Annotated in this window: 20 protein-coding genes and 1 riboswitch; of the genes, 7 read left to right on the top strand and 13 right to left on the bottom strand. The window is 55.0% G+C overall.

Annotated elements, in window-relative coordinates; translation table 11 throughout:
* Nucleotides 1-99 precede the first annotated feature (99 nt).
* Genes araD through araB form a run of 3 tightly spaced genes read right to left on the bottom strand, consistent with a single transcriptional unit; the run spans nucleotide 100 to nucleotide 4071 of the window.
* Nucleotides 100-795, bottom strand: coding sequence for an L-ribulose-5-phosphate 4-epimerase (gene araD, locus JZ655_RS03175; protein ID WP_046885004.1), 696 nt, complete (start codon nucleotides 793-795; stop codon nucleotides 100-102).
* Nucleotides 796-848: 53 nt separating this feature from the next.
* Nucleotides 849-2351, bottom strand: a complete 1503-nt coding sequence (gene araA, locus JZ655_RS03180) for an L-arabinose isomerase (RefSeq protein WP_046885003.1) — start codon at nucleotides 2349-2351, stop codon at nucleotides 849-851.
* A gap of 10 nt (nucleotides 2352-2361) precedes the next feature.
* Entirely contained in the window at nucleotides 2362-4071 is a 1710-nt protein-coding gene (gene araB, locus JZ655_RS03185) for a ribulokinase (protein ID WP_207292981.1), read from the bottom strand.
* Between the two features lie 335 nt (nucleotides 4072-4406).
* Here araB and araC point away from each other — a divergent pair, with 335 nt between their 5' ends.
* The gene (araC, locus tag JZ655_RS03190) at nucleotides 4407-5252 is read left to right on the top strand and encodes an arabinose operon transcriptional regulator AraC (protein WP_207292982.1); all 846 of its coding nucleotides are present in this window, start codon (nucleotides 4407-4409) and stop codon (nucleotides 5250-5252) included.
* A 129-nt stretch (nucleotides 5253-5381) separates the two neighbouring features.
* Nucleotides 5382-6149, top strand: coding sequence for a DedA family protein (locus JZ655_RS03195; RefSeq protein ID WP_046885000.1), 768 nt, complete (start codon nucleotides 5382-5384; stop codon nucleotides 6147-6149).
* On the opposite strand, the gene thiQ is transcribed toward JZ655_RS03195, so the two are convergent.
* The 4 genes from thiQ to sgrR all read right to left on the bottom strand — a co-directional run bounded on the left by thiQ (nucleotide 6146) and on the right by sgrR (nucleotide 11223).
* Complete coding sequence (gene thiQ / locus JZ655_RS03200; protein ID WP_207292983.1) at nucleotides 6146-6847, bottom strand: thiamine ABC transporter ATP-binding protein ThiQ; 702 nt, start codon at nucleotides 6845-6847, stop codon at nucleotides 6146-6148. The two genes, JZ655_RS03195 and thiQ, sit on opposite strands and share 4 nt — an antisense overlap.
* Nucleotides 6831-8441, bottom strand: a complete 1611-nt coding sequence (thiP, locus tag JZ655_RS03205; protein ID WP_207292984.1) for a thiamine/thiamine pyrophosphate ABC transporter permease ThiP — start codon at nucleotides 8439-8441, stop codon at nucleotides 6831-6833. Before thiP ends, thiQ begins: the two co-directional genes overlap by 17 nt.
* Complete coding sequence (thiB, locus tag JZ655_RS03210) at nucleotides 8417-9400, bottom strand: thiamine ABC transporter substrate binding subunit (RefSeq protein WP_207292985.1); 984 nt, start codon at nucleotides 9398-9400, stop codon at nucleotides 8417-8419. The genes thiP and thiB overlap by 25 nt, the downstream gene beginning before the upstream one ends.
* A 31-nt stretch (nucleotides 9401-9431) precedes the next feature.
* Nucleotides 9432-9531: riboswitch (TPP riboswitch) on the bottom strand.
* Nucleotides 9532-9567: 36 nt separating this feature from the next.
* The gene (gene sgrR / locus JZ655_RS03215) at nucleotides 9568-11223 is read right to left on the bottom strand and encodes an HTH-type transcriptional regulator SgrR (RefSeq protein ID WP_207292986.1); all 1656 of its coding nucleotides are present in this window, start codon (nucleotides 11221-11223) and stop codon (nucleotides 9568-9570) included.
* Between the two features lie 87 nt (nucleotides 11224-11310).
* Between sgrR and sgrT the strand changes: the two genes are divergently transcribed.
* Nucleotides 11311-11463, top strand: a complete 153-nt coding sequence (sgrT, locus tag JZ655_RS03220; RefSeq protein WP_046884995.1) for a glucose uptake inhibitor SgrT — start codon at nucleotides 11311-11313, stop codon at nucleotides 11461-11463.
* Nucleotides 11464-11564: 101 nt separating this feature from the next.
* A complete protein-coding gene (locus JZ655_RS03225) occupies nucleotides 11565-12743 on the top strand; it encodes a sugar efflux transporter (RefSeq protein ID WP_207292987.1) in 1179 nt (392 codons plus the stop codon).
* A gap of 188 nt (nucleotides 12744-12931) precedes the next feature.
* Here JZ655_RS03225 and JZ655_RS03230 read toward each other — a convergent pair whose 3' ends face one another.
* The 6 genes from JZ655_RS03230 to leuL all read right to left on the bottom strand — a co-directional run bounded on the left by JZ655_RS03230 (nucleotide 12932) and on the right by leuL (nucleotide 18468).
* A complete protein-coding gene (locus JZ655_RS03230; protein WP_040078599.1) occupies nucleotides 12932-13204 on the bottom strand; it encodes a hypothetical protein in 273 nt (90 codons plus the stop codon).
* A 350-nt stretch (nucleotides 13205-13554) separates the two neighbouring features.
* Nucleotides 13555-14160, bottom strand: a complete 606-nt coding sequence (gene leuD / locus JZ655_RS03235) for a 3-isopropylmalate dehydratase small subunit (protein ID WP_207292988.1) — start codon at nucleotides 14158-14160, stop codon at nucleotides 13555-13557.
* A gap of 11 nt (nucleotides 14161-14171) precedes the next feature.
* Entirely contained in the window at nucleotides 14172-15572 is a 1401-nt protein-coding gene (leuC, locus tag JZ655_RS03240) for a 3-isopropylmalate dehydratase large subunit (protein WP_207292989.1), read from the bottom strand.
* A gap of 2 nt (nucleotides 15573-15574) precedes the next feature.
* Nucleotides 15575-16666 carry a 3-isopropylmalate dehydrogenase gene (leuB, locus tag JZ655_RS03245; protein ID WP_207292990.1) on the bottom strand — a complete coding sequence of 364 codons (1092 nt, stop codon included), beginning with the start codon at nucleotides 16664-16666 and terminating at the stop codon, nucleotides 15575-15577.
* On the bottom strand, nucleotides 16666-18237 hold the full coding sequence (gene leuA / locus JZ655_RS03250; RefSeq protein ID WP_040077183.1) for a 2-isopropylmalate synthase: 1572 nt from the start codon (nucleotides 18235-18237) through the stop codon (nucleotides 16666-16668). The genes leuB and leuA overlap by 1 nt, the downstream gene beginning before the upstream one ends.
* Nucleotides 18238-18327: 90 nt before the next feature.
* Complete coding sequence (leuL, locus tag JZ655_RS21585; protein WP_207292991.1) at nucleotides 18328-18468, bottom strand: leu operon leader peptide; 141 nt, start codon at nucleotides 18466-18468, stop codon at nucleotides 18328-18330.
* Nucleotides 18469-19029: 561 nt separating this feature from the next.
* Between leuL and leuO the strand changes: the two genes are divergently transcribed.
* From leuO to ilvN, 3 genes are all read left to right on the top strand, one after another.
* Nucleotides 19030-19992 (top strand): transcriptional regulator LeuO, encoded by a 963-nt coding sequence (gene leuO, locus JZ655_RS03260; RefSeq protein WP_046884991.1) that lies wholly within the window; start codon nucleotides 19030-19032, stop codon nucleotides 19990-19992.
* Nucleotides 19993-20374: 382 nt separating this feature from the next.
* The gene (gene ilvI, locus JZ655_RS03265; RefSeq protein ID WP_046884990.1) at nucleotides 20375-22099 is read left to right on the top strand and encodes an acetolactate synthase 3 large subunit; all 1725 of its coding nucleotides are present in this window, start codon (nucleotides 20375-20377) and stop codon (nucleotides 22097-22099) included.
* Nucleotide 22100: 1 nt separating this feature from the next.
* A complete protein-coding gene (gene ilvN / locus JZ655_RS03270) occupies nucleotides 22101-22592 on the top strand; it encodes an acetolactate synthase small subunit (protein ID WP_040077180.1) in 492 nt (163 codons plus the stop codon).
* The last annotated feature ends 65 nt before the right edge of the window (nucleotides 22593-22657 follow it).

The raw sequence follows: 22657 nt of genomic DNA on the forward strand, positions 1-22657 counted from the left end.
ATTATAGCCTGGTTGAAGGGCTTTTGCTGGGGTTTTATACAGGTGTGTTTGGCCGGAAGGCCCCGGCTTACCCCTCCCCCGACAGGGGAGAGGCGGTGCTCACTGCCCGTAATAGGCTTTTGCGCCGTGCTTACGCAGGTAGTGCTTATCCAGCAATGTTTGCTGCATATCGGGTAGTTGCGGCGCCAGCTGGCGGCAGAAGATGCCCATATAAGCCACCTCTTCCAGCACGATGGCGTTATGAACCGCATCCTCGGCGTTTTTACCCCAGGCAAACGGGCCGTGGGAGTGAACCAACACCCCCGGCATCTGCGCCGCGTCGATCCCCTGTTTCTCGAAGGTTTCGACAATGACGTTACCTGTTTCCCATTCGTATTCGCCGTTAATTTCGGCATCGGTCATCAGACGGGTGCAGGGGATGGTGCCGTAAAAGTAGTCCGCATGGGTGGTTCCGGTGGCGGGAATAGACTGACCGGCCTGAGCCCAGATGGTGGCATGACGCGAGTGAGTATGCACAATGCCGCCAATCGACGGGAATGATTGATAAAGCAGGCGGTGGGTTGGCGTATCGGAAGAGGGCTTTTTGGTCCCCTCGACCACTTCGCCGGTGGCAATGCTGACCACCACCATGTCTTCAGCGGTCATGACGCTGTAATCCACCCCTGAGGGTTTGATGATAAAGACACCTTGCTCACGGTCTACAGCGCTGACGTTACCCCATGTGAGGGTAACGAGGTTGTGCTTCGGCAGCGCCAGATTCGCTTCCAGCACCTGACGTTTCAGATCTTCTAACATGCATTCCTCCAGGAAAAAGAGGCCCGCCCTGCGGCAGGCCAAAGGTTCCCCTGTTAACGTTTTGAGCCGTAGTAGACTTCGTTCCAGCGCAGCGCGTCTTTAAAGGCTGGCAGGCGGGTGTCGTTATCAATGACGGCAATTTCAATGTCGTGCAGTTCAGCGAACTGACGCATGTCGCTCAGATCCAGCGCATGGCTAAAGACGGTATGGTGGGCTCCGCCCGCCACGATCCAGGCTTCGGAGGCGGTCGCCAGGTCTGGCTGTGCTTTCCACAGGGCGTTGGCTACCGGCAGCTTCGGCAGGGCGTGCGGGGTTTCGACCGCATCCACGCAGTTCACCAGCAGACGGAAACGATCGCCCAGGTCGATCAGGCTGGCGTTGATAGCTGGGCCGGTACGGGTATTGAAGATCAGGCGTGCCGGATCCGCTTTACCGCCAATGCCCAGATACTGCACGTCGAGGGTCGGTTTCTCCTCCACGGCGATGGTTGGGCATACTTCCAGCATGTGTGAGCCCAGCACCAGATCGTTGCCGTTTTCGAAGTGGTAGGTGTAATCCTCCATGAAGGAGGTGCCGCCCTGCAGACCGGTTGACATCACTTTCATAATGCGAAGCAGAGCGGCAGTTTTCCAGTCGCCTTCGCCCGCAAAGCCGTAGCCCTGCTGCATCAGACGTTGAACCGCCAGGCCTGGTAACTGTTTCAGACCGTGAAGATCTTCGAAGGTGGTGGTAAAGGCATGGAAGCCGCCTTGTTCAAGGAAGCGTTTCATCCCCAGTTCAATTCGCGCGGCATCCAGCACGTTCTGACGTTTGTCGCCGTTAATCTGCGCGGCAGCCGTCAGGCGGTAGCTGCTCTCATACTCGTCCACCAGCGCGCTAACGTCGCCGTCGGCAACTTCATTCACCACCTGTACCAGGTCGCCCACGGCCCAGGTGTTCACGGAGAAACCAAATTTAATCTGCGCAGCCACTTTGTCGCCGTCGGTAACGGCCACTTCGCGCATGTTGTCGCCGAAGCGCACTACTTTGAGCTGACGGGTATCTTGTTTAGAGACCGCCTGACGCATCCAGGCGCCAATGCGTTTGTGTGCCTGAGCATCCTGCCAGTGGCCCGTGACCACGGCATGCTGCTGACGCATACGCGCGCCAATGAAGCCGAACTCGCGGCCGCCGTGAGCGGTCTGGTTCAGGTTCATAAAGTCCATGTCGATGCTGTCCCACGGCAGGGCCGCGTTGAACTGGGTATGGAACTGAAGCAGCGGCTTATTGAGAATGGACAGGCCGTTGATCCACATTTTTGCCGGGGAGAAGGTGTGCAGCCACACCACCATGCCTGCGCATTTATCGTCGTAGTTTGCGTCGCGGCAGATATGGGTGATCTCGTCCGGGGAGGTGCCCAGCGGTTTCAACACCAGTTTGCACGGCAGTTTGGCCTCGGCATTCAGGGCATTGACCACATGTTCAGCGTGTTGCGTCACCTGGCGCAGGGCTTCCGGCCCGTAGAGGTGTTGGCTACCAATCACAAACCACACTTCATAATTATTAAAAATCGTCATTATCGTGTCCTTAATGTGTCAGGGTTGCCGTGGATTCCGGGCTGTTTTTTGCCGGTGCGGCGACAGGGAGATAGTGAAGCTCAGCGCTTTTCGCCCACTGCTGGTAGCGCTGATAAAGTTGTTCAAAGCGTTGCGCCTGGGCGGTACGCGGCTGAAGGGTGTTTTCCACGGCGCTGGCCATATGCTGCTGCGCAGCAGGAATATCGGCATGGACCCCAGCGGCCACGGCGGCAAAGATGGCGGCACCGAGCGCGCAGCACTGATCGGAGGCGACAATTTGCAGCGGTCGATTCAGAACGTCGCAGCAGGCCTGCATGATCACCGGGTTCTTACGGGCGATACCGCCCAGCGCCATCACGTTGTTGACGGCAATTCCTTGCTCCGTGAAACACTCCATAATGGCGCGTGCGCCAAAGGCGGTAGCGGCAATCAGACCGCCAAACAGCGCCGGCGCATCTGTCGCCAGGTTGAGATCGGTAATCACCCCTTTCAGGCGTTGGTTAGCGAAGGGGGTACGGCGGCCGTTAAACCAGTCGAGCACCACCGGCAGATGCTCCAGGGAGGGATTTTTCGCCCAGGCATCGGTGAGCTGCACCAGCAGCTGTTTTTTACTCTCGGCAATCTGCGTTTTCAGTTCCGGATGGGTCGCTGCCAGTTGATCAAGCGGCCAGCCCAGCACGCGGCCAAACCAGGCATAGATATCGCCAAACGCCGACTGACCTGCTTCCAGGCCGATAAAATCGGGGACGACGCTGCCATCAACCTGGCCGCAAATACCTTTTACCGCACGCTCGCCGACGCTGGCTTTATCGGCGGTCAGGATGTCGCAGGTCGAAGTGCCGATGACTTTCACCAGGGTGTTTGGCTGCGCACCTGCGCCCACGGCACCCATATGGCAGTCAAACGCGCCGCCGGCGATCGCTACGGTTTCTGGCAGACCAAGACGTTCAGCCCACTCGGCGCAGAGGTTGCCTACTGGCACGTCTGCGGTCCAGGTATCGGTAAACAGCGGGTAGTCGAGATGCTGATTGATGAGGGGATCGAGCTCGTCAAAGAAGGTCGCGGGTGGCAGACCGCCCCAGCTTTCGTGCCACAAGGATTTGTGCCCGGCGCTACAGCGGCCGCGGCGAATATCCTGCGGGCGGGTGGTGCCAGACAGCAGGGCCGGAACCCAGTCGCATAACTCGATCCACGACACTGCTGTCTGGGCAACGCGGGGATCCTGGCGGGTCACGTGCAGGATTTTGGCCCAGAACCACTCGCTGGAATAAATACCGCCGATATAACGTGAGTAATCGCTCTTACCCGGCTGATGGCACAAACGGGTGATGGCCTCGGCTTCTTCAACTGCGGTATGGTCTTTCCAGAGTACGAACATAGCATTCGGGTTATCGGCAAATTCAGGGCGCAGCGCCAGAACGTGGCCGTCGGCATCAATGGGGGCGGGGGTCGAGCCGGTGCTGTCCACGCCAATGCCCACAATCTGGCTACGCTGGCCCGCACTCAGCCCGGCGAGTACGGTTTTGATCGCCGCTTCCATCGACTCGATGTAGTCACGGGGGTGATGACGAAACTGGTTGTTCGGCGCATCGCAATAACGCCCCTCTTGCCAGCGCGGATACCACTCCACGCTTGTCGCTATCTCCTGACCGGTTGTGCACTCCACTGCCAGGGCGCGTACCGAGTCACTGCCAAAATCGAGGCCAATTGCAATTGCCATGGTGCTGCTCCATCAAAATACAGGTATGGAAGAACATTAGAGAGTGGGGGGAAAAATCGTCAGGCAGGATTCGCTAATCTTATGGATAATTTTGCTATGCCTGTGGAAAGTGTGACGCTGTGCAAATATTCAATGTGGACATTTCTGCCGTAGTTATAGACACTTTTGTTACTGATTATCGGCCTCTGATAGGGCGAAAATGTGACGCAGTACGCTAAAGCGCCGTACCTTAACGAGAAGTCATCCCGTTCACGGCTTTCAGACGCCTTTTTTCAGGTCGGCTCTGTAGATATGGACAATTGGTTTCCTTACCCTCTGCCAGGAGTATTGAATTTATGGCTGAAACGCAAAACGATCCCTTACTGCCAGGCTATTCGTTTAACGCGCATTTGGTGGCGGGGCTGACCCCTATTGAGGCCGAGGGATATCTCGATTTTTATATCGATCGCCCGCTGGGTATGAAGGGCTATATCCTGAACCTGACGGTGCGTGGTGAAGGCGTGATTAAAAATCAGGATCAGACCTTTATCTGCCGTCCGGGCGACATCCTCCTCTTTCCTCCCGGGGAGGTTCACCACTATGGTCGTCATCCGGATGCCAGCGAGTGGTATCACCAGTGGGTCTACTTCCGTCCGCGCGCTTACTGGCAGGAGTGGCTGAGCTGGCCATCCATGTTCGCCCACACCGGTTTCTATCGCCCGGACGAGGTGCATCAACCGCTGTTTCGTGAACTGTTTGCGCAGATCATCGAGGCAGGGCAGGCGGGGGGGCGCTATGCCGAGCTGCTGGCAATTAACCTGCTGGAGCAACTGCTGCTCAGACGTATGGAAGCCATCAATGAATCCCTTAACCCGCCGCTGGATCACCGGGTGCGCGATGCCTGCCAGTACATTAGCGATCATCTGGCGGACAGCCAGTTTGATATTGCCAGCGTAGCCCAGCATGTCTGCCTGTCGCCGTCACGCCTCTCGCATCTGTTCCGCCAGCAGTTGGGGGTGAGCGTGTTGAGCTGGCGCGAAGATCAGCGTATCAGCCAGGCCAAGCTGCTGCTCAGTACCACCCGCATGCCGATCGCCAGCGTCGGGCGCAATGTCGGGTTTGAGGATCAGCTCTATTTTTCTCGCGTCTTTAAGAAATGCACCGGCGCCAGCCCCAGCGAATTCCGGGCAGGTTGTGAATAAAGCGTAAAAAAAGATAAACGACATGGCGCAAGTCTGTTCACACCCGGTAAACTATTCAGACAATTGATGTCTTGACGCAGCAGGCGGCTCTTCGCAGAATCCCTGCTTCGTTATCTGACCGGAAAAGTTATGCAGGCATTGCTGGAACACTTCATCACCCAGTCCGTTACTTACTCCCTCATTGCCGTTGCGCTGGTGGCTTTTCTGGAATCGCTGGCGCTGGTCGGGCTGATCCTCCCCGGTACGGTGATGATGGCTGGTCTTGGCGCGCTGATAGGTAGCGGCGAGGTTAATTTCTGGCAGGCCTGGCTGGCGGGCATTATCGGTTGTCTGCTGGGCGACTGGATCTCGTTCTGGCTGGGCTGGCGTTTCAAAAAGCCGTTGCATCGCTGGTCTTTCATGAAAAAGAACAAAGCGCTGCTGGATAAAACCGAGCATGCCCTGCATCAACACAGCATGTTTACGATTCTGGTGGGACGTTTTGTTGGCCCGACGCGTCCGCTGGTGCCCATGGTGGCTGGCATGCTCGATCTGCCGATCAAAAAATTCATTGTGCCAAATATCATTGGCTGCCTCTTCTGGCCGCCATTCTACTTCTTGCCTGGCATTCTGGCCGGAGCGGCTATCGATATTCCTGCAGGTCAGGATAGCGGCGGCTTTAAGTGGTTACTGCTGGCAACGGCATTGCTGCTTTGGCTGGCGGCCTGGCTCTGCTGGCGTCTTTGGCGCAGCACCAGGGCTAACGTCGATAAGCTGAGCGCCTGGCTGCCGCGATCGCGATTACTGTGGCTGGCACCCCTGCTGCTGGGCGTGGCGGTGGTGGCGCTGGTGGCGCTTATTCGCCACCCGCTGATGCCCGTCTATGGTGAGATTCTGTTGAAGGTCGTGAGCCGTTAACCGCGCGCAATGCCCAGCAGATGCGAGGCGCTGGCGTCGCCGCTAAGCAGCACGCGGGTCTCACCGTCCCAGGCGATACGCCCGTCAGCCACGACTATCGAACGTCTGGCGATGCGGGCCGCATCTTCCACGCTATGCGACACCATCAACATGGTGAGCTGCTGACGCTCGCAGACCTCTTTGACCAGCAATAGCATCTCCTGACGCAGAGCAGGATCGAGGGCGGAAAAGGGTTCGTCCAGCAGTAATATCGGCTGTTCTCGCACCAGGCAGCGCGCCAGAGCAACGCGCTGGCGCTGCCCCCCGGAAAGCTCTCCTGGCAACCTGTCTAACAGATCGCTAATGCCCATCTGGCCGGCGATGGCCGCAAGTTTGCGCTGTTGATCGACATTGAGCTTCAGGCCAGGGTGCATCCCCAGCCCGATGTTCTGCCGAACGCTCAGGTGGGTAAATAGGTTGTTTTCCTGGAACAGCATCGACACCGGGCGCCGGGAAGGGGGCGTCCAGGTGTGATCGCGGTTTTCTATCAAGATTGTCCCGCTGGCGGGCTGCAGAAAACCGGCGATCAGATTGAGCAGGGTGCTTTTCCCCGCACCGCTTGGGCCGAGAATGGCAACCGACTCTCCCTGCGGCACAGAGAGAGTAAAACGCATCGGCAGGTGCTGGTAAAGCCAGGTCACATCAGTCAGTTTTAGCATCACGCCCCGGAAGTTTTTCAATAACGGTAAACAAGGCAAAGCAGAGCATCAGGAGCAGAAGCGCCGTAACGGCTCCGTCCTGGCTGCGATAGGAGCCAATCTGCTGATAGAGCCAGAACGGCAGGGTGCGGAAATCGTCATTGCCAAACAGTGCCACCACCCCAAAATCACCAATCGAGAGTACGCAGGCAAAGGCCAGCGCCTGCGCCAGTGGGCGTTTCAGGGCGCGCAGTTCCACCACCTTTAGCCGTTGCCACCCCTGCATCCCTAATGATCCGCAAAGCAGCGTATAGCGGGCGCTGAGGTCGCGCATCGGGTTTTCCAGAACCTTGAGGGCATAAGGGATGGCCATCAGCGCATTGGTAAAGATGACAATGCCGTCCGCCGAGGCGGGTAGCCCGACGGTGCGGGTAAACAGCAGGAAAAAGCCGGTCGCCAGTACGATGCCGGGCATCGCCAGAATCAGCATGCCGCTCAAATCCAGCAGCTGTCCTGCGGCGGTGGCCTGCCGGGCATAGAGCTCACGGCTGCTCCAGAGGAGCATCATGGTCAGGATCACGCAGAGCAGGCCGGCGCCTGCGGCAATGCGTAGCGAGGTCGTTAACGCCTGCCAGAGCACCGGCTGTTGCAGCACGCTGAAAAGATTCCCGTTAAGGCCATCCACCACGACCGCCAGTAGCGGCGGCAGCAGCAGCAGCAGTGCCAGCGTAATCAGCAGCGCGTCTGTCAGACGGCTACGCAGGCTGTCCTGGGGATCGCGCCAGCCGCTGAGCTGACTTGTGCCTACGGCGAGGGCTTTGCCCAGACGCTGGCTCAGTAAGACCAGAGCCAGACAACAGACCATCTGAATGATCGCCAGCAGCGCCGCCCGGCCAGGATCATAGTCATAGCTCAGGGCCTGGTAGATAGCCAGCTCAATGGTAGTAGCCTGCGGCCCGCCGCCGAGTGAGAGCACAGTGGCAAAACTGGCGAAGCAGAGCATAAAGATTAGCGCGGCAGTAGGGAGGATCTGGCGGCGTAGCCATGGCCATTCAACAAAACGGAAGAAGGACCAGCCGCGCATATTGAGCTGGGCGGCAAGCTGGCGTTGCTCGCCGGGAATGTTCTCCAGCGCCTGTAAGAGCAGGCGGGTGGCCATGGGCAAATTAAAGAAGACGTGGGCCAGTAAGATCCCCTGCAAGCCATAGGGAGAGAAGCGCCAGTTCAGCCCGATCGCTGCACAAATTTGGGCCAGCCAGCCCTGACGGCCATAGACGCTGAGTATGCCAAACACGGCGACCAGCACGGGCAGTATCAGCGTCATGGCGCACAGGCGCAGCAGGGCTTGCCTGCCGGGAAAACGACGGCGATACAGCGCACGCGCCAGCAAAATGGCGGGCGCGACGGAGAGCAGGGCTGACAAAAAGGCCTGCCAGAATGAGAAGCGTACGACGTGCCATAAATAACTGTCGTGCCACAGCGCAGAGACGTCGGCGTCGGGCGCACTGAACCATAGCGACAGAAAGGCGCCCAGAGCGACAGCCACCAACAGCGTGGCGGCCGTCAGCCCCGGTATGAGCCAGCCCGCGATTAACGGCTGACGGCGCGTTGCCATTCACTTACCCAGCCAGCACGCTTATCCGCAACCTGTTGCGGGGTGAACTCCAGCGTATTTTTCGGTTTGACCAGGCTATTAAAGCCCTCAGGCAGCGCAACATCGGTCACCGGGTACATCCAGTTACCGGTCGGGATTGCCTTCTGGAAGGCCGGCGAGACCATAAACTTCAGGAACTGCTCTGCCAGTTCTGGCTGTTTGCTGGCTGCGGTGCGGGCAGCCACTTCCACCTGCAGGTAGTGTCCTTCTGCAAAGTCAGCGGCAGCATAGTTCTCTTTTTTCTCTTCGATGATGTGATAGGCCGGGGAGGTGGTATAGCTCAGCACCAGGTCCCCTTCTCCTTTCAGGAAGAGCCCGTACGCTTCGCTCCAGCCTTTAGTGACGGTCACCGTTTTGGCAGCCAGTTTTTGCCAGGCTTCCGGGGTTTTATCGCCATAGACTTTCTGCATCCACAGCAGCAGACCGAGACCCGGCGTGCTGGTGCGGGGATCTTCATAGATCACGCGCCATTTTTGATCGCTTTCAACCAGCTCTTTCAGGCTCTTCGGTGGGTTTTGCAGTTTGGTTTTGTCGTAAACGAAGGCGAAGTAACCATAATCGAAAGGCACAAAGGTGTCATTTTTCCAGCCACCCGGCACAGTCACTGCATCGTTTGGGACATTACTTTTGGCAAACAATCCGGTCTGGGTGGCCGCATTGAGCAGGTTGTTATCCAGCCCCAGCACGACGTCGGCTTTGCTGTTTTTACCTTCCATGCGCAGCCGGTTGAGCAGGGAAACCCCGTCTTCCAGCGCCACGAACTTCAGTTCACAATTGCAGTCGGCTTCAAAGGCTTTTTTGACCACCGGGCCAGGGCCCCAGTCAGCGGCGAAGGAGTCGTAGGTATAGACCGTCAGCACGGGTTTAGCGAAAGCAGGCAGCGCCAGCAGGGCCAGCAGGGGAAGAGCTTTTTTTAACACTTTGCACCTCAATGTTGAGTGGCAAAGGATTTTGAGTGACAGCCTCAAATCCCTTCGCCGGCGTTATCCGGATCAGGTTCGACGGGTATTTTCTCAGCACACGCTTTCGCGCAGCACCCCGTTGAGAACGGCAGTATTGTAATGATTTGGTGAATATTACGAAAGTGTTATGGCTCCGGCGGCGCAAACCACGCCGATTTAAAGTCAAACCAGCCAAGCGTGTTCATCCGCAGACCACGCATACTGCGCTGACCCTGAATCATCAGCCAGTGGTGAATAAGCGGTACCATCGCTTGCTGTGCCAATAGATGCTGGCACCACACCGCGAGGTTCATCTCACCCGCCCGCCACTTGGCGGCGTCTTGCTGCCAGTCGCGGGGAATGCAGTTTTGCAGCAGCGGCACCTCATACAGGTGCGAGAAGAGCGAGAAATCGAGCGGCAGAGTAAAGTTCACGCTATTTAGCCAGATATCGCTAACGATATCGCCGCGATGCCACTCGTCATAATCCACTTCCACTATTTCCAGTTTTACCCCTTCGGCGGCCAGCATAGCGCTCATCATTCTGCCGATGACCCGGTGTTCAACGTGTTCACGGTAGTAGGTCAGGGTAATGCTCTCAAGACCTGCAGGTTTTTCGCCACATCCCGGCCGGGCATGGTGCCAGCGAGGCAGCAAGCCCCAGGCGGGGAACCAGTAAGTCTGGTACTGCGCTTCCGCCTGATAGATCAATTTAGCGGGAGAGAGGATCTGGTTGATCCACTGACGGACCTCCTGGCTGGCACCGCGTCGGGATCGCGCGTCGAAGAGCAGGTAATAGCACCCCTCTTCCAGACGGCTCTCTACCGCTTTCTCCCCTTCGGTCGGCCCCTCAAGCGTCAGCCCTGGACTCAGCTCTTCACTGATATCGGGTAATACCCAGACGTTTACTTCATCGATCAGCGCGCGATAGCCAAAGTAATCGTCAAAGGCCTGAATCTTTAACTGATTATTGTTATTGCGCACCACCGCATAGGGGCCTGTCCCCACGGGTTGGCTGGCAAACTTAGGCATCGATTCCCATTCACGCGGCAGAATCATTGAGGGGACGTAACCCAGCAGCCACGGCAGCCAGCGGTCTGGTTCAGAGAGGTGAATATCCAGCGTCCACGCGGTAGGAGACTGAACGCTAACGATGTGGGAATAGAGCGGCAACATTCTGGCGCGCTCGAGCGAGGCAATCACGTCGCTCATCTCCAGTTCACGGCCATGATGAAAATGGATGCCGGGCCGTAAAAAAAAGCGCCAGTGAAGGGGGGCAATCTGCTGCCAGTGATGCGCGATATCGGCTTCCAGTTCCCCGTTTTCCTCATTTATGCGGGTTAGCCCGCTGAAGATTTGCCGCGCCATGTGGGTCTCGGATCGACGTAATGCGCTACCCGGCAACAGGTTTTTCATTGGCCGATAGTAGAGGACGCGCAGGATATGCTTCCCCTGGCGGAAACTGCGGCCCAGATGAGAAACCAGCATCTGCCGTACCGCAGCTTTATCGCCGACTAACTGCACCAGTTGATCGATCCGATCCTGCTCCAGTAGGTCTTCGGCCCGCTGTTGCTGTAGCGCTAGGCCGGTATACAAAAACGTGAGGCGCGAGCGTTTACCGCGTCCGGCTTCGGCCTCCCAGTTCAGCCAGCCCTGCTGCTGCATCGTATTGAGCAGGGTACGCATATGGCGGCGCGAACAGTTAAGCAGCGCGGCCAGTTCACTGAGGGTAGTATCCTGGGTCTGGCCTTCACAGCATTGCCACAGGCGGATGAATTGTTGTTGCAGGCGACCAGAGGCCATAAAAGAGGAACTCCTGACAAAAAATCAGCAATTTATTAATCCCTATATTAAGCCAATAATTCTCTTCGATGAAGCGAGGAGGTGAATATGAGGAAGTCGACCGCACGTCAGTTTTTCCAACAGTACTTTGCCGCGACAAAGGGAGTGTCCTGGCTGGCCCGCCAGTGTGAAGCACAACGGTTCAAAATACTGGAAGAGTTGATGCAGTGGGACGTTACAACGCCGACTTCTGAACGCTGACTCGCCTCGATCATGTGTGACTGAGTATTGGTGCTAATCACCACGCCAGCAGTTATTATCTGCTGGCTTTTTTCATTTCTTTTGCGCTTAAGGATAGGGTCATGCTCTGGTTAATGACGATGGGTCGCCGCCTCAACGGTGTCTATGCCGCGTTTATGATAGTGGCGTTTATGATGGGCGTCGCCGGCGCGCTGCAGGCTCCGACCTTAAGCCTGTTCCTGAGTCGTGAAGTCGGGGCGCAACCTTTCTGGGTAGGGTTGTTCTACACGGTCAATGCCATCGCCGGGATTCTGGTCAGCCTGTGGCTGGCGAAGCGCTCCGACAGTCAGGGCGACCGGCGTAAATTGATCCTCTTCTGCTGCGCCATGGCCATTGCTAACGCACTGCTGTTTGCATTTAACCGCCATTACATGACTTTGCTTACCTGCGGGGTTCTGCTGGCGGCGCTGGCGAACACCGCCATGCCACAGCTCTTTGCCCTGGCCCGTGAATACGCCGACAACTCCGCGCGGGAAGTGGTAATGTTCAGTTCGGTGATGCGTGCTCAGCTCTCGCTGGCGTGGGTAATCGGCCCGCCGCTGGCCTTTATGCTGGCCCTCAATTACGGCTTTACCGCCATGTTCTCCATCGCGGCGGCAATCTTCGCCATCAGTCTGGGGCTTATCGCCTTTGCGCTGCCCTCTGTCGCTCGGGTAGAGCAGACGGTGGATACCCCGGTGTCTCAGGTGAGCGGCTGGCATAACAAAAATGTCCGCCTGCTGTTTATCGCCTCGACGCTAATGTGGACCTGTAACACCATGTATATCATTGATATGCCTTTGTGGATCAGCAGCGATCTGGGTTTGCCGGATAAGCTGGCGGGTATTTTGATGGGCACGGCCGCGGGGCTTGAGATCCCGGCCATGATCCTGGCGGGATATTACGTAAAACGCTTCGGTAAACGCCGAATGATGACCCTTGCCGTGGCGGCGGGGGTGATGTTTTACGTGGGGTTAATTCTGTTTCATAGCCGTGAGGCGCTGCTGGCGCTCCAGCTGTTTAATGCCATTTTTATCGGGATCGTTGCCGGGATAGGGATGCTTTGGTTCCAGGATTTGATGCCCGGCCGGGCGGGCTCGGCCACCACCCTGTTTACAAACAGCATCTCTACGGGGGTGATTATGGCGGGGATGATCCAGGGCGCTCTGGCCCAAAGCTACGGACATGCAGCGGTTTACTGGACGATTGCGGCTATTTCGGTGGTGACCTTAGCGACCACCTCTCGGGTGAAAGATGTCTGACCGTGATTAAGCGGTTCGGGAAAGAATAAAAACAGGATGGCGGTTCTTATTAAGGGAATAATGAAGAGCCGTAAGTAAATAGAGTATTTAACGGTTAAAAAAACGACGAGCCATTATTATTGTTGATACCTGTGCAGGGCGTGAGGCTAGCGGAGGGGGAAATATCTCCACTAGCCTTGACTCTTTTATTAACAACGACCGGCTTTCCTGGAAAGCGCATCACAGGTGGTATTACTGGTACCGTTATTAGTGCCGGCACAAATCGCATCGGATACCGTATCTTCAGCGCCTAATGGAATCACGCCATATAATTTTGCCGCGCCGACTTTGGTTACGTAGCAACGGTGGGCCGTGTTATTGACGGTGGCGACGAAATTGGTTTTAACCCCTTTTTTGTCGACATTTGAGATGGTTACCTTGCTGGCGTCGACATTCAGGGCAAATGACGCCGCATCTTTCATCTCTTTCTCTGTTACGGCCGGACTCATTCCGCAACCGGCTAAAAGCAGAGTCGATAATATGATGGCGACAAAATGACGTTTATTCATGGTAGTGCTCATTGCAAATTATCATGTCCGCCAAGTATAAGCGTTATTAATATTAGAGCCTGTTGATTTTGATCATTAAATAAGGTGCTTTGAATCTGGGTTTATTATTTATTATGAGGTCGGGATGGCGTTATTTATATGCGGAAATAATGATTATTTTATTCTGATAATTATTATCTATTTATATTTTATTAAAGGGAAAGGTAATACAGGGAAGGAAAAACAGGGAAGGAAAACAGGCCCGCCAGACGCGGGCCTGTTTTTTAGCTCATAAACGCAGGCTGTTTGTTCTCGTAGGCGGAGATTGCCTCTTCATGCTGTAACGTCAGGCCGATGCTGTCCAGGCCATTGAGCATGCAGTGGCGGCGGAAATCATCAATCTTAAAGCTGTAAGATTTTTCGCCCGCCTTCACCACCTGAGCTTCCAGGTCCACCTCAAAGGTGATCCCCGGCTGCGCTTTCACCAGTGCAAACATCTCGTCTACCTGCGCATCGCTCAGGGTCACCGGCAACAGCTGGTTGTTAAAGCTGTTGCCATAAAAGATGTCGGCGAAGCTGGGGGCAATAACCACTTTGAAACCGTAATCGGTCAATGCCCATGGCGCGTGCTCACGTGAGGAGCCGCAGCCAAAGTTTTCACGAGCCAACAGGATGGAAGCCCCTTTGAACTCCGGAAAGTTCAGCACAAATTCCGGGTTCGGCACTTCGCCTTTGTCATCGAGGAAACGCCAGTCGTTAAACAGGTGCGCGCCAAAGCCGGTGCGGGTCACCTTCTGTAAAAACTGCTTTGGAATGATGGCGTCGGTGTCGACGTTGGCCGCGTCCAGAGGGACAACCAGGCCCGTATGCTGGGTAAATTTCTCTGCCATGATTGTCTTCCTTATTTCAGGTTGCGGATGTCGGCGAAATGGCCGGTAACGGCGGCGGCCGCTGCCATGGCCGGGCTGACCAGGTGCGTGCGTCCACCGCGACCCTGACGGCCTTCGAAATTACGGTTGCTGGTAGAGGCGCAGCGTTCACCTGGGTTAAGACGGTCGTTGTTCATGGCGAGACACATAGAGCAGCCAGGCAGACGCCATTCAAAGCCGGCGTCGATAAAGATCTTATCCAGACCCTCTTCCTCCGCCTGCGCTTTCACCGGGCCAGAGCCAGGGACGACCAGCGCCTGAACGCCCGGTGCCACTTTGCGGCCTTTGGCGATCTCTGCCGCGGCGCGTAAATCTTCGATGCGCGAGTTGGTGCAGGAGCCGATAAACACCTTATCGATCGTCACCTCAGTTAAGGGTACGCCCGGCTGTAAGCCCATATAGGCCAGCGCTTTCTCGGCGCTAGCGCGTTCAACCGGATCGGCAAAGGAGGTGGGATCCGGAACCGCGTCGTTCACGGAGATAACTTGCCCCGGGTTAGTCCCCCAGGTGACCTGCGGCGCGATCTCTTCGGCCTGCAGAGTTACCACGGTATCGAAGGTGGCGCCGTCATCAGTCTTCAGCGTCTTCCAGTAGGCAACCGCCTCGTCATAATGCTGGCCTTTTGGCGCATGCAGACGCCCTTTCACATAGTCAAAGGTGGTTTGGTCCGGCGCGACCAGGCCCGCTTTGGCACCCATTTCGATAGCCATGTTGCACAGGGTCATACGTCCTTCCATGCTCAACGCCTGGATGGCATCGCCGCAGAACTCTACCACGTGACCGGTGCCGCCAGCGCTGCCGGTTTTACCGATGATCGCAAGGACAATATCTTTTGCGGTAATACCAGGGGCAGCCTGACCTTTTACCTCAATCTTCATGGTCTTCGCGCGTCCTTGCTTCAGGGTCTGGGTCGCCAGAACATGTTCGACTTCAGAGGTGCCGATACCGAATGCTAACGCGCCAAATGCGCCGTGGGTGGCGGTGTGGGAATCGCCGCAGACTATGGTCATGCCCGGCAGGGTGATACCCTGTTCAGGGCCCATCACGTGCACGATACCCTGGTAAGGGTGGTTCAGATCATAGAGCTCTACGCCAAACTCGTTGCAGTTTTTGATCAGCTCCTGCATCTGAATCCGCGCCATCTCACCGGACGCGTTGATGTCTTTCGTCTGGGTGGAAACGTTATGATCCATGGTCGCGAAGGTTTTACCCGGCTGGCGCACTGGACGATGATGAGCACGCAGGCCGTCAAACGCCTGCGGTGAGGTCACTTCATGTACCAGATGGCGATCGATATAGAGCAGCGGGGTTTCGTTCTGCGCTTCGTAAACCACGTGAGCATCATAAATTTTTTCGTACAACGTCTTCGCCATGATTACACCCCTTCAGCGACATAGCGGGCAATGATATCGCCCATTTCTTCGGTACTGACTGCCGCGTTACCGCGGGCTAAATCGCCTGTTCGCACCCCCTCTTCTAAGGCGCGGTTAATGGCATTTTCAATGGCGGTTGCCGCATCATTTGCATCCAGGCTGTAGCGTAACAGCAGCGCCAGGGAGAGGATCTGCGCAATAGGGTTAGCGATGTTTTTACCCGCGATATCCGGCGCCGAGCCACCAGCAGGCTCATACAGGCCAAAACCTTCTTCGTTCAGGCTGGCAGAGGGCAGCATACCCATCGAGCCGGTGATCATGGCGCACTCGTCAGACAGAATATCGCCGAACAGATTCGAACAGAGCAGTACGTCAAACTGAGACGGGTCTTTGATCAACTGCATGGTCGCGTTGTCGATGTACATATGTGACAGCTCAACGTCCGGATATTCCTGAGCGATTTCGTTCACGATTTCACGCCACAGAATGGAGGATTGCAGGACGTTAGCTTTATCAATTGAGGTCACTTTGTGGCGGCGCTTGCGTGCAGATTCAAAGGCGATGCGGGCAATACGCTCGATCTCAAAGCGATGATAGACCTCGGTATCAAAGGCTTTTTCATGCTGACCGCTGCCTTCGCGGCCTTTCGGCTGGCCGAAGTAGATCCCGCCCGTCAATTCACGTACGCAAAGGATATCGAAACCGTTGGCGGCGATGTCGGCGCGCAGTGGGCAGAACTCTTCCAGGCCCTGATAGAGTTTGGCCGGACGCAGGTTACTGAATAATTTGAAATGCTTACGCAGCGGCAGCAGAGCACCACGCTCAGGCTGCCCGGCAGGAGGGAGATGCTCCCATTTCGGGCCGCCCACGGAGCCGAACAAAACGGCATCGGCGTTTTCACAGCCGGTGACCGTGGCCTGCGGCAACGGCGTACCGTGATTATCAATGGCGATACCGCCCACATCATAGTGGCTGGTGGTTATTTTCATCGCAAAACGGGTGCGAATCGCTTCCAGTACTTTCAGCGCCTGTGCCATAACTTCGGGGCCAATTCCATCACCCGGTAACACAGCAATATGGTAATTCTTCGACATTACACGGTTTCCTTATTGTTCTCTTTATTCTGAGCTTTGCGTTGTAACTCTTTCTCGACCTCAGCGGCGCGCCAGATGTTGTTCAGGACATGCACCATCGCCTTCGCGGAGGATTCGACGATATCGGTCGCCAGACCTACGCCGTGGAAGCGACGGCCGTTGTAGTTGACCACGATGTCTACCTGACCCAGCGCATCTTTGCCGTGACCTTTGGCGCTTAAACCGTATTTCACCAGCTCAATGTCATAGTCGGTGATGCGGTTGATGGCCTGATAGATCGCATCGACCGGGCCGTTTCCGTTAGCCGCTTCGGCTTTCACTTCTTCACCACAGGCCAGTTTGACGGAGGCGGTGGCAATATCGCTGGAGCCCGACTGCACGCTGAAGTAATCCAGACGGAAGTGCTCTGGTTCCTCTTGCTGCTTATTAATAAACGCCAAAGCTTCCAGATCGTAATCGAATACCTGACCTTTTTTATCCGCCAGCTTCAGGAACGCGTCATACAGCTGATCCATGTTGTAGTCGGCCTCTTTGTAACCCATCTCTTCCATACGGTGTTTCACCGCCGCACGGCCGGAACGGGAGGTCAGGTTCAACTGCACTTGATTCAGCCCGATGGATTCCGGGGTCATGATTTCGTAGTTTTCGCGATTTTTCAGCACGCCATCCTGGTGAATGCCCGATGAGTGGGCAAAGGCGCCGGTGCCGACGATGGCTTTGTTCGCCGGGATCGGCATGTTGCAGATCTGGCTGACCGTCTGGCTGGTACGCCAGATTTCGTTGTGATTGATGCGGGTGTGCACATTCATGATGTCTTTGCGCACCTTGATGGCCATGATGACCTCTTCCAGTGAACAGTTACCGGCGCGCTCGCCGATACCGTTCATCGCGCCTTCAACCTGGCGGGCACCCGCGTGGACGGCGGCAATGGCGTTACCTACGGCCAGGCCCAGGTCGTCGTGGGTATGCACAGAGATGATGGCTTTGTCGATGTTAGGCACACGCTCATACAGCCCGGTGATGATATTGGAGAACTCGAACGGCATGGTATAGCCGACGGTATCCGGGATATTGATGGTGGTTGCGCCTGCGCTGATGGCGGCTTCGACGACGCGCGCCAGGTCAGCAATTGGGGTGCGGCCCGCGTCTTCGCATGAGAATTCCACGTCATCAGTGTAATTACGGGCGCGTTTTACCATATAGATGGAGCGCTCAATCACTTCGTCCAGCGTACTACGCAATTTGGTTGCAATGTGCATTGGCGAGGTGGCGATAAAGGTATGGATACGGAAAGCTTCAGCCACTTTCAGCGACTCGGCAGCGACGTCGATATCCTTTTCTACACAGCGCGCCAGACCACAAACCCGGCTGTTTTTGATCGTGCGGGCGATGGTCTGTACAGATTCAAAATCACCCGGTGAGGAGACCGGGAAACCCACTTCCATGACATCTACGCCCATACGTTCGAGGGCCAGAGCAATCTGCAGTTTTTCTTTAACACTCAGGCTGGCCTGTAATGCCTGTTCACCATCACGTAAGGTCGTATCGAAAATAATGACTTGCTGGCTCATGGGTTAGGTCCTTGTCTGTATTTGGGCGCCTTGCTACGAGCATAAAAAAACCCGCGCAGTGGCGCGGGTTTTTTGTTTACCAGAGACGATTCAACGCTGAATTTCGTCCGCCAGTCTACCGCGCACAATGGATGCGTTTAGTAGTAGTAGACCGGTGAAACGAATGCTGCGGATCATGAATCTAGCCTCGGTTAAATGCGATATGCTTTTAGTGGTACTGGATACGCGCATTGATGTCAACCCCGCAAGGGTGAAAAGGGCGGACGAGGGGGCAGACAGCCAAAGATGAAATGAGCTAATTGTGCTGCTTTTTTCGTTGAAGACAATTTAAATGCTCTGCGATTCATTTGCATATTCATCGCTGGAATTAAAAGAAGATGTTTGTTTGCATTTGTACAGATTTTGCGACATATCGGTAATATTCTTTATTGCCTTTTGAATCAGAAGGTTGTTTAGGCTCTTTTTTGGTGATGAAGAATAAAGTGATAAGGTTGATAATTCATTGTTAATGATTACCTCTAGAAAGTTGTCAACAATTAATAGTGGCTTAAATAATCATTAATTAGATGCCGTGTTGTATATTTCTAGAGATTATGATCTCATTGGATTACTAAACTATTTAGTATGTTTTGACGGGGCAACTCCCTTTTTAAGGTACAGAACTCCTTTTTATCGCTTGTGACAGAGCTTGATGTTTTCTGAAATTTATACATTTCTCTTTTGCTTGTTTTATATGCGTGATAAATCATATTTTGTCAGCTTATTATTGCGCACAAGTAAAAGGAGCTTAGCATGACAGTGAAGATGGATATGTGTGACGAAAATAGTGAAAAAGCACCGCAGAATGAGAATACTAAACCTCAGTTGCGTACCGTGGATCTTAATCTGCTTACCGTCTTTGATGCGGTAATGCAGGAGCAAAATATTACCCGGGCGGCACATGCCCTGGGGATGTCGCAACCGGCAGTAAGTAATGCGGTTGCAAGACTTAAAGTCATGTTTAATGATGAATTATTTGTAAGGTACGGCAGAGGGATTCAGCCCACCGCCCGTGCGTACCAGCTATTTGCTTCGGTGCGACAAGCGCTGCAACTGGTGCAAAATGAACTACCGGGTTCCGGTTTTGAGCCGTTAGTTAGCGAACGTATTTTCCATCTCTGTGTATGCAGCCCGCTGGATAATTATTTAACCTCGATTATTTATAATAAAGTGGGTGAGATCGCCCCCAATATTCAACTTGTCTTCAAGTCCTCTCTCAATCAAAACACAGAACATCAGCTGCGTTATCAGGAGACGGAGTTTGTTATTGGTTATGAAGAGTTTCGTCGTCCGGAATTCTCCTGCGTGCCTTTATTCAAAGATGAAATGGTTCTGGTATCCAGTAAAAAACATCCGCGTCTGCATGGCACGCTGCATGAAAGCGATATTTATAATGAGCAGCACGCCGTTGTTGCCCTGGACAGATATGCCTCCTTCAGTCAGCCGTGGTATGACACGCCGGATAAACAAGCCAGCGTTGCTTATCAGGGCATGGCAATGGTTAGTGTATTAAATATTGTGTCGCAAACACATCTGGTCGCTATCGCTCCGCGCTGGCTGGCTGAGAAATTTGCCGAACCGCTGAGCTTACGTATTCAGGCGTTGCCTCTGCAGTTGAATACGCGGACCTGTTATCTCTCCTGGCATGAAGCGGCGGGGCGCGATAAAGGTCATCAGTGGATGGAAGAGTTATTAGTGAATGTCTGTCACCGCTAAAACATCACAGGATAAGCACCATATTTGTTGTTTATCCTGCATTTTTTAATCGTTATGAAATTTTATACTGTCAGCCATTTTTTTACCTCGCCTTCTTTGTCACAAAAATGGATGAATTTCTGTGACGCTTCCAGTTTATGTGATTATTGGTCGGTGCATTTCCTGCTGGCAGTATATTTATCCATAACTCAACCTTATACCCCTTGATTCTACTTTCTTAGGCTATCCCCTTCGGGGGAGCGCGAATTGCCTGCCTGAGGGCAAGCGGTTATGTTAACTGTCACTCTGCACAATAAAAATGACTGGGGTCACCCTGGTCAATAAAGATGGAGCAGAAATGATCTCTGCTGTCCGTCTGTAACGTGATGCCTGGAGGCAAAGCATGGAGATGTTGTCTGGCGCCGAAATGGTCGTCCGGTCGTTAATCGATCAGGGCGTGAAGCAAGTGTTCGGTTATCCTGGGGGCGCAGTCCTCGATATTTACGATGCACTACATACCGTTGGCGGTATTGACCACGTGCTGGTGCGCCACGAGCAGGCGGCGGTGCATATGGCTGATGGACTGGCGCGCGCGACCGGCGAAGTGGGCGTGGTGCTTGTCACTTCTGGCCCTGGGGCAACCAATGCCATTACCGGGATTGCCACCGCCTATATGGACTCTATCCCGCTGGTGATCCTCTCCGGCCAGGTCGCGACATCGCTGATAGGTTATGATGCCTTTCAGGAGTGTGACATGGTTGGGATCTCCCGGCCGGTGGTCAAGCACAGCTTCCTGGTGAAACAGACGGAAGACATTCCGGGCGTGCTGAAAAAGGCATTCTGGCTGGCGGCCAGCGGCCGTCCTGGCCCGGTCGTGGTGGATCTGCCAAAAGATATCCTCAACCCGGCGAATAAGCTGCCGTACGTCTGGCCTGATTCGGTCAGTATGCGCTCTTATAATCCGACAACCCAGGGACACAAAGGGCAGATTAAGCGCGCCCTGCAAACGCTGCTGGCGGCGAAAAAACCGGTTGTCTATGTCGGTGGCGGGGCCATTAATGCCCATTGTGAAGAGCCGTTGCGTGAGCTGATTGAAAAGCTCAACCTGCCGGTAGCCTCTTCACTGATGGGATTAGGGGCATTTCCGGCCACCCATCGTCAGGCGTTGGGGATGCTTGGCATGCACGGCACCTATGAAGCCAACATGACGATGCACAACTCCGATGTGATTTTCGCCGTCGGGGTTCGCTTTGATGATCGCACCACCAATAACCTCGCGAAATATTGTCCGAACGCGACCGTACTGCATATCGATATCGATCCCACCTCGATCTCTAAAACCGTCGCGGCGGACGTTCCGATTGTGGGCGATGCGCGCCAGGTGCTGCTGCAGATGCTGGAGCTACTGCCGCAGGAGACAACCACGCAGCCGCTCGACGACATACGTGACTGGTGGCTGCAGATCGAACAGTGGCGTACGCGTCAGTGTCTGAAATACGACACGCAAAGCGAGCACATCAAACCGCAGGCGGTAATCGAAACGATCTGGCGTCTGACAAACGGTGATGCTTATGTCACCTCAGACGTGGGTCAGCACCAGATGTTTGCGGCACTCTACTATCCGTTTGATAAACCTCGCCGCTGGATTAACTCTGGCGGTCTGGGAACCATGGGCTTTGGCCTGCCCGCCGCGCTGGGTGTGAAGATGGCGCTGCCAGCGGAAACCGTCGTTTGCGTGACGGGTGATGGCAGTATCCAGATGAATATTCAGGAGCTCTCCACGGCGCTGCAATATGACCTTCCGGTGCTGGTGTTAAACCTTAACAATGGCTATCTGGGGATGGTGAAGCAGTGGCAGGACATGATCTACTCGGGCCGCCACTCTCATTCATATATGAAGTCACTGCCTGATTTCGTTCGTCTGGCAGAAGCCTATGGCCACGTTGGGATCCGGGTTTCCGACCCGGCAGAGCTGGAAGCGAAGCTCGCGCAAGCGCTTGAACAGGTGAAAAACAATCGCCTGGTGTTTGTCGATGTGATCGTAGACGGCACTGAACACGTCTATCCGATGCACATTCGCGGAGGCGGAATGGATGAAATGTGGTTAAGCAAAACGGAGAGAACCTGATATGCGCCGGATATTATCTGTCTTACTGGAAAACGAGTCTGGGGCCTTATCGAGAGTCATCGGGCTTTTCGCACAGCGCGGCTACAATATTGAAAGCCTTACCGTGGCGCCCACCGACGATCCTACCCTCTCGCGGATGACCATTCAGACCGTAGGCGATGCCAAAGTGCTGGAGCAGATCGAAAAGCAACTGCATAAGCTGGTGGATGTACTGCGCGTGAGCGAGCTGGGGCAGGGAGCCCATGTTGAACGGGAAATCATGCTGGTAAAAGTTCAGGCCACCGGTTACGGGCGTGAAGAGGTGAAACGTAACGCGGAGATTTTCCGCGGCCAGATCATTGATGTTACTCCGTCTATTTATACCGTGCAGCTTGCTGGTACCAGCGACAAGCTTGATGCTTTCCTCGCTTCGGTAAGAGATGTGGCAAAAATCGTTGAAGTGGCTCGCTCTGGCGTCGTAGGGTTATCCCGCGGCGATAAAGTGATGCGCTAAGTCTCAACGAGCCTCTCTCGAACATGCCCGGCCTTCATAACCGGGCTTTTTTTTGTGGCCTGCAC

The sequence above is a fragment of the Leclercia pneumoniae genome, assembly GCF_017348915.1.
Taxonomy (GTDB): Bacteria; Pseudomonadota; Gammaproteobacteria; order Enterobacterales; family Enterobacteriaceae; genus Enterobacter; species Enterobacter pneumoniae.

Excerpts from the sequence above, each read along its gene's own strand:
- araA (WP_046885003.1), bottom strand. The coding sequence starts at position 2,351 with ATGACGATTTTTAATAATTATGAAGTGTGGTTTGTGATTGGTAGCCAA.
- sgrT (WP_046884995.1), top strand. The coding sequence starts at position 11,311 with ATGAGGAAGTCGACCGCACGTCAGTTTTTCCAACAGTACTTTGCCGCG.
- ilvN (WP_040077180.1), top strand. The coding sequence starts at position 22,101 with ATGCGCCGGATATTATCTGTCTTACTGGAAAACGAGTCTGGGGCCTTA.
- thiP (WP_207292984.1), bottom strand. The coding sequence starts at position 8,441 with ATGGCAACGCGCCGTCAGCCGTTAATCGCGGGCTGGCTCATACCGGGG.
- araC (WP_207292982.1), top strand. The coding sequence starts at position 4,407 with ATGGCTGAAACGCAAAACGATCCCTTACTGCCAGGCTATTCGTTTAAC.
- JZ655_RS03195 (WP_046885000.1), top strand. The coding sequence starts at position 5,382 with ATGCAGGCATTGCTGGAACACTTCATCACCCAGTCCGTTACTTACTCC.
- araD (WP_046885004.1), bottom strand. The coding sequence starts at position 795 with ATGTTAGAAGATCTGAAACGTCAGGTGCTGGAAGCGAATCTGGCGCTG.
- leuL (WP_207292991.1), bottom strand. The coding sequence starts at position 18,468 with ATGCGCGTATCCAGTACCACTAAAAGCATATCGCATTTAACCGAGGCT.
- JZ655_RS03225 (WP_207292987.1), top strand. The coding sequence starts at position 11,565 with ATGCTCTGGTTAATGACGATGGGTCGCCGCCTCAACGGTGTCTATGCC.
- thiQ (WP_207292983.1), bottom strand. The coding sequence starts at position 6,847 with ATGCTAAAACTGACTGATGTGACCTGGCTTTACCAGCACCTGCCGATG.
- leuB (WP_207292990.1), bottom strand. The coding sequence starts at position 16,666 with ATGTCGAAGAATTACCATATTGCTGTGTTACCGGGTGATGGAATTGGC.
- leuD (WP_207292988.1), bottom strand. The coding sequence starts at position 14,160 with ATGGCAGAGAAATTTACCCAGCATACGGGCCTGGTTGTCCCTCTGGAC.
- leuC (WP_207292989.1), bottom strand. The coding sequence starts at position 15,572 with ATGGCGAAGACGTTGTACGAAAAAATTTATGATGCTCACGTGGTTTAC.
- ilvI (WP_046884990.1), top strand. The coding sequence starts at position 20,375 with ATGGAGATGTTGTCTGGCGCCGAAATGGTCGTCCGGTCGTTAATCGAT.
- JZ655_RS03230 (WP_040078599.1), bottom strand. The coding sequence starts at position 13,204 with ATGAAAGATGCGGCGTCATTTGCCCTGAATGTCGACGCCAGCAAGGTA.
- araB (WP_207292981.1), bottom strand. The coding sequence starts at position 4,071 with ATGGCAATTGCAATTGGCCTCGATTTTGGCAGTGACTCGGTACGCGCC.
- leuO (WP_046884991.1), top strand. The coding sequence starts at position 19,030 with ATGACAGTGAAGATGGATATGTGTGACGAAAATAGTGAAAAAGCACCG.
- leuA (WP_040077183.1), bottom strand. The coding sequence starts at position 18,237 with ATGAGCCAGCAAGTCATTATTTTCGATACGACCTTACGTGATGGTGAA.
- sgrR (WP_207292986.1), bottom strand. The coding sequence starts at position 11,223 with ATGGCCTCTGGTCGCCTGCAACAACAATTCATCCGCCTGTGGCAATGC.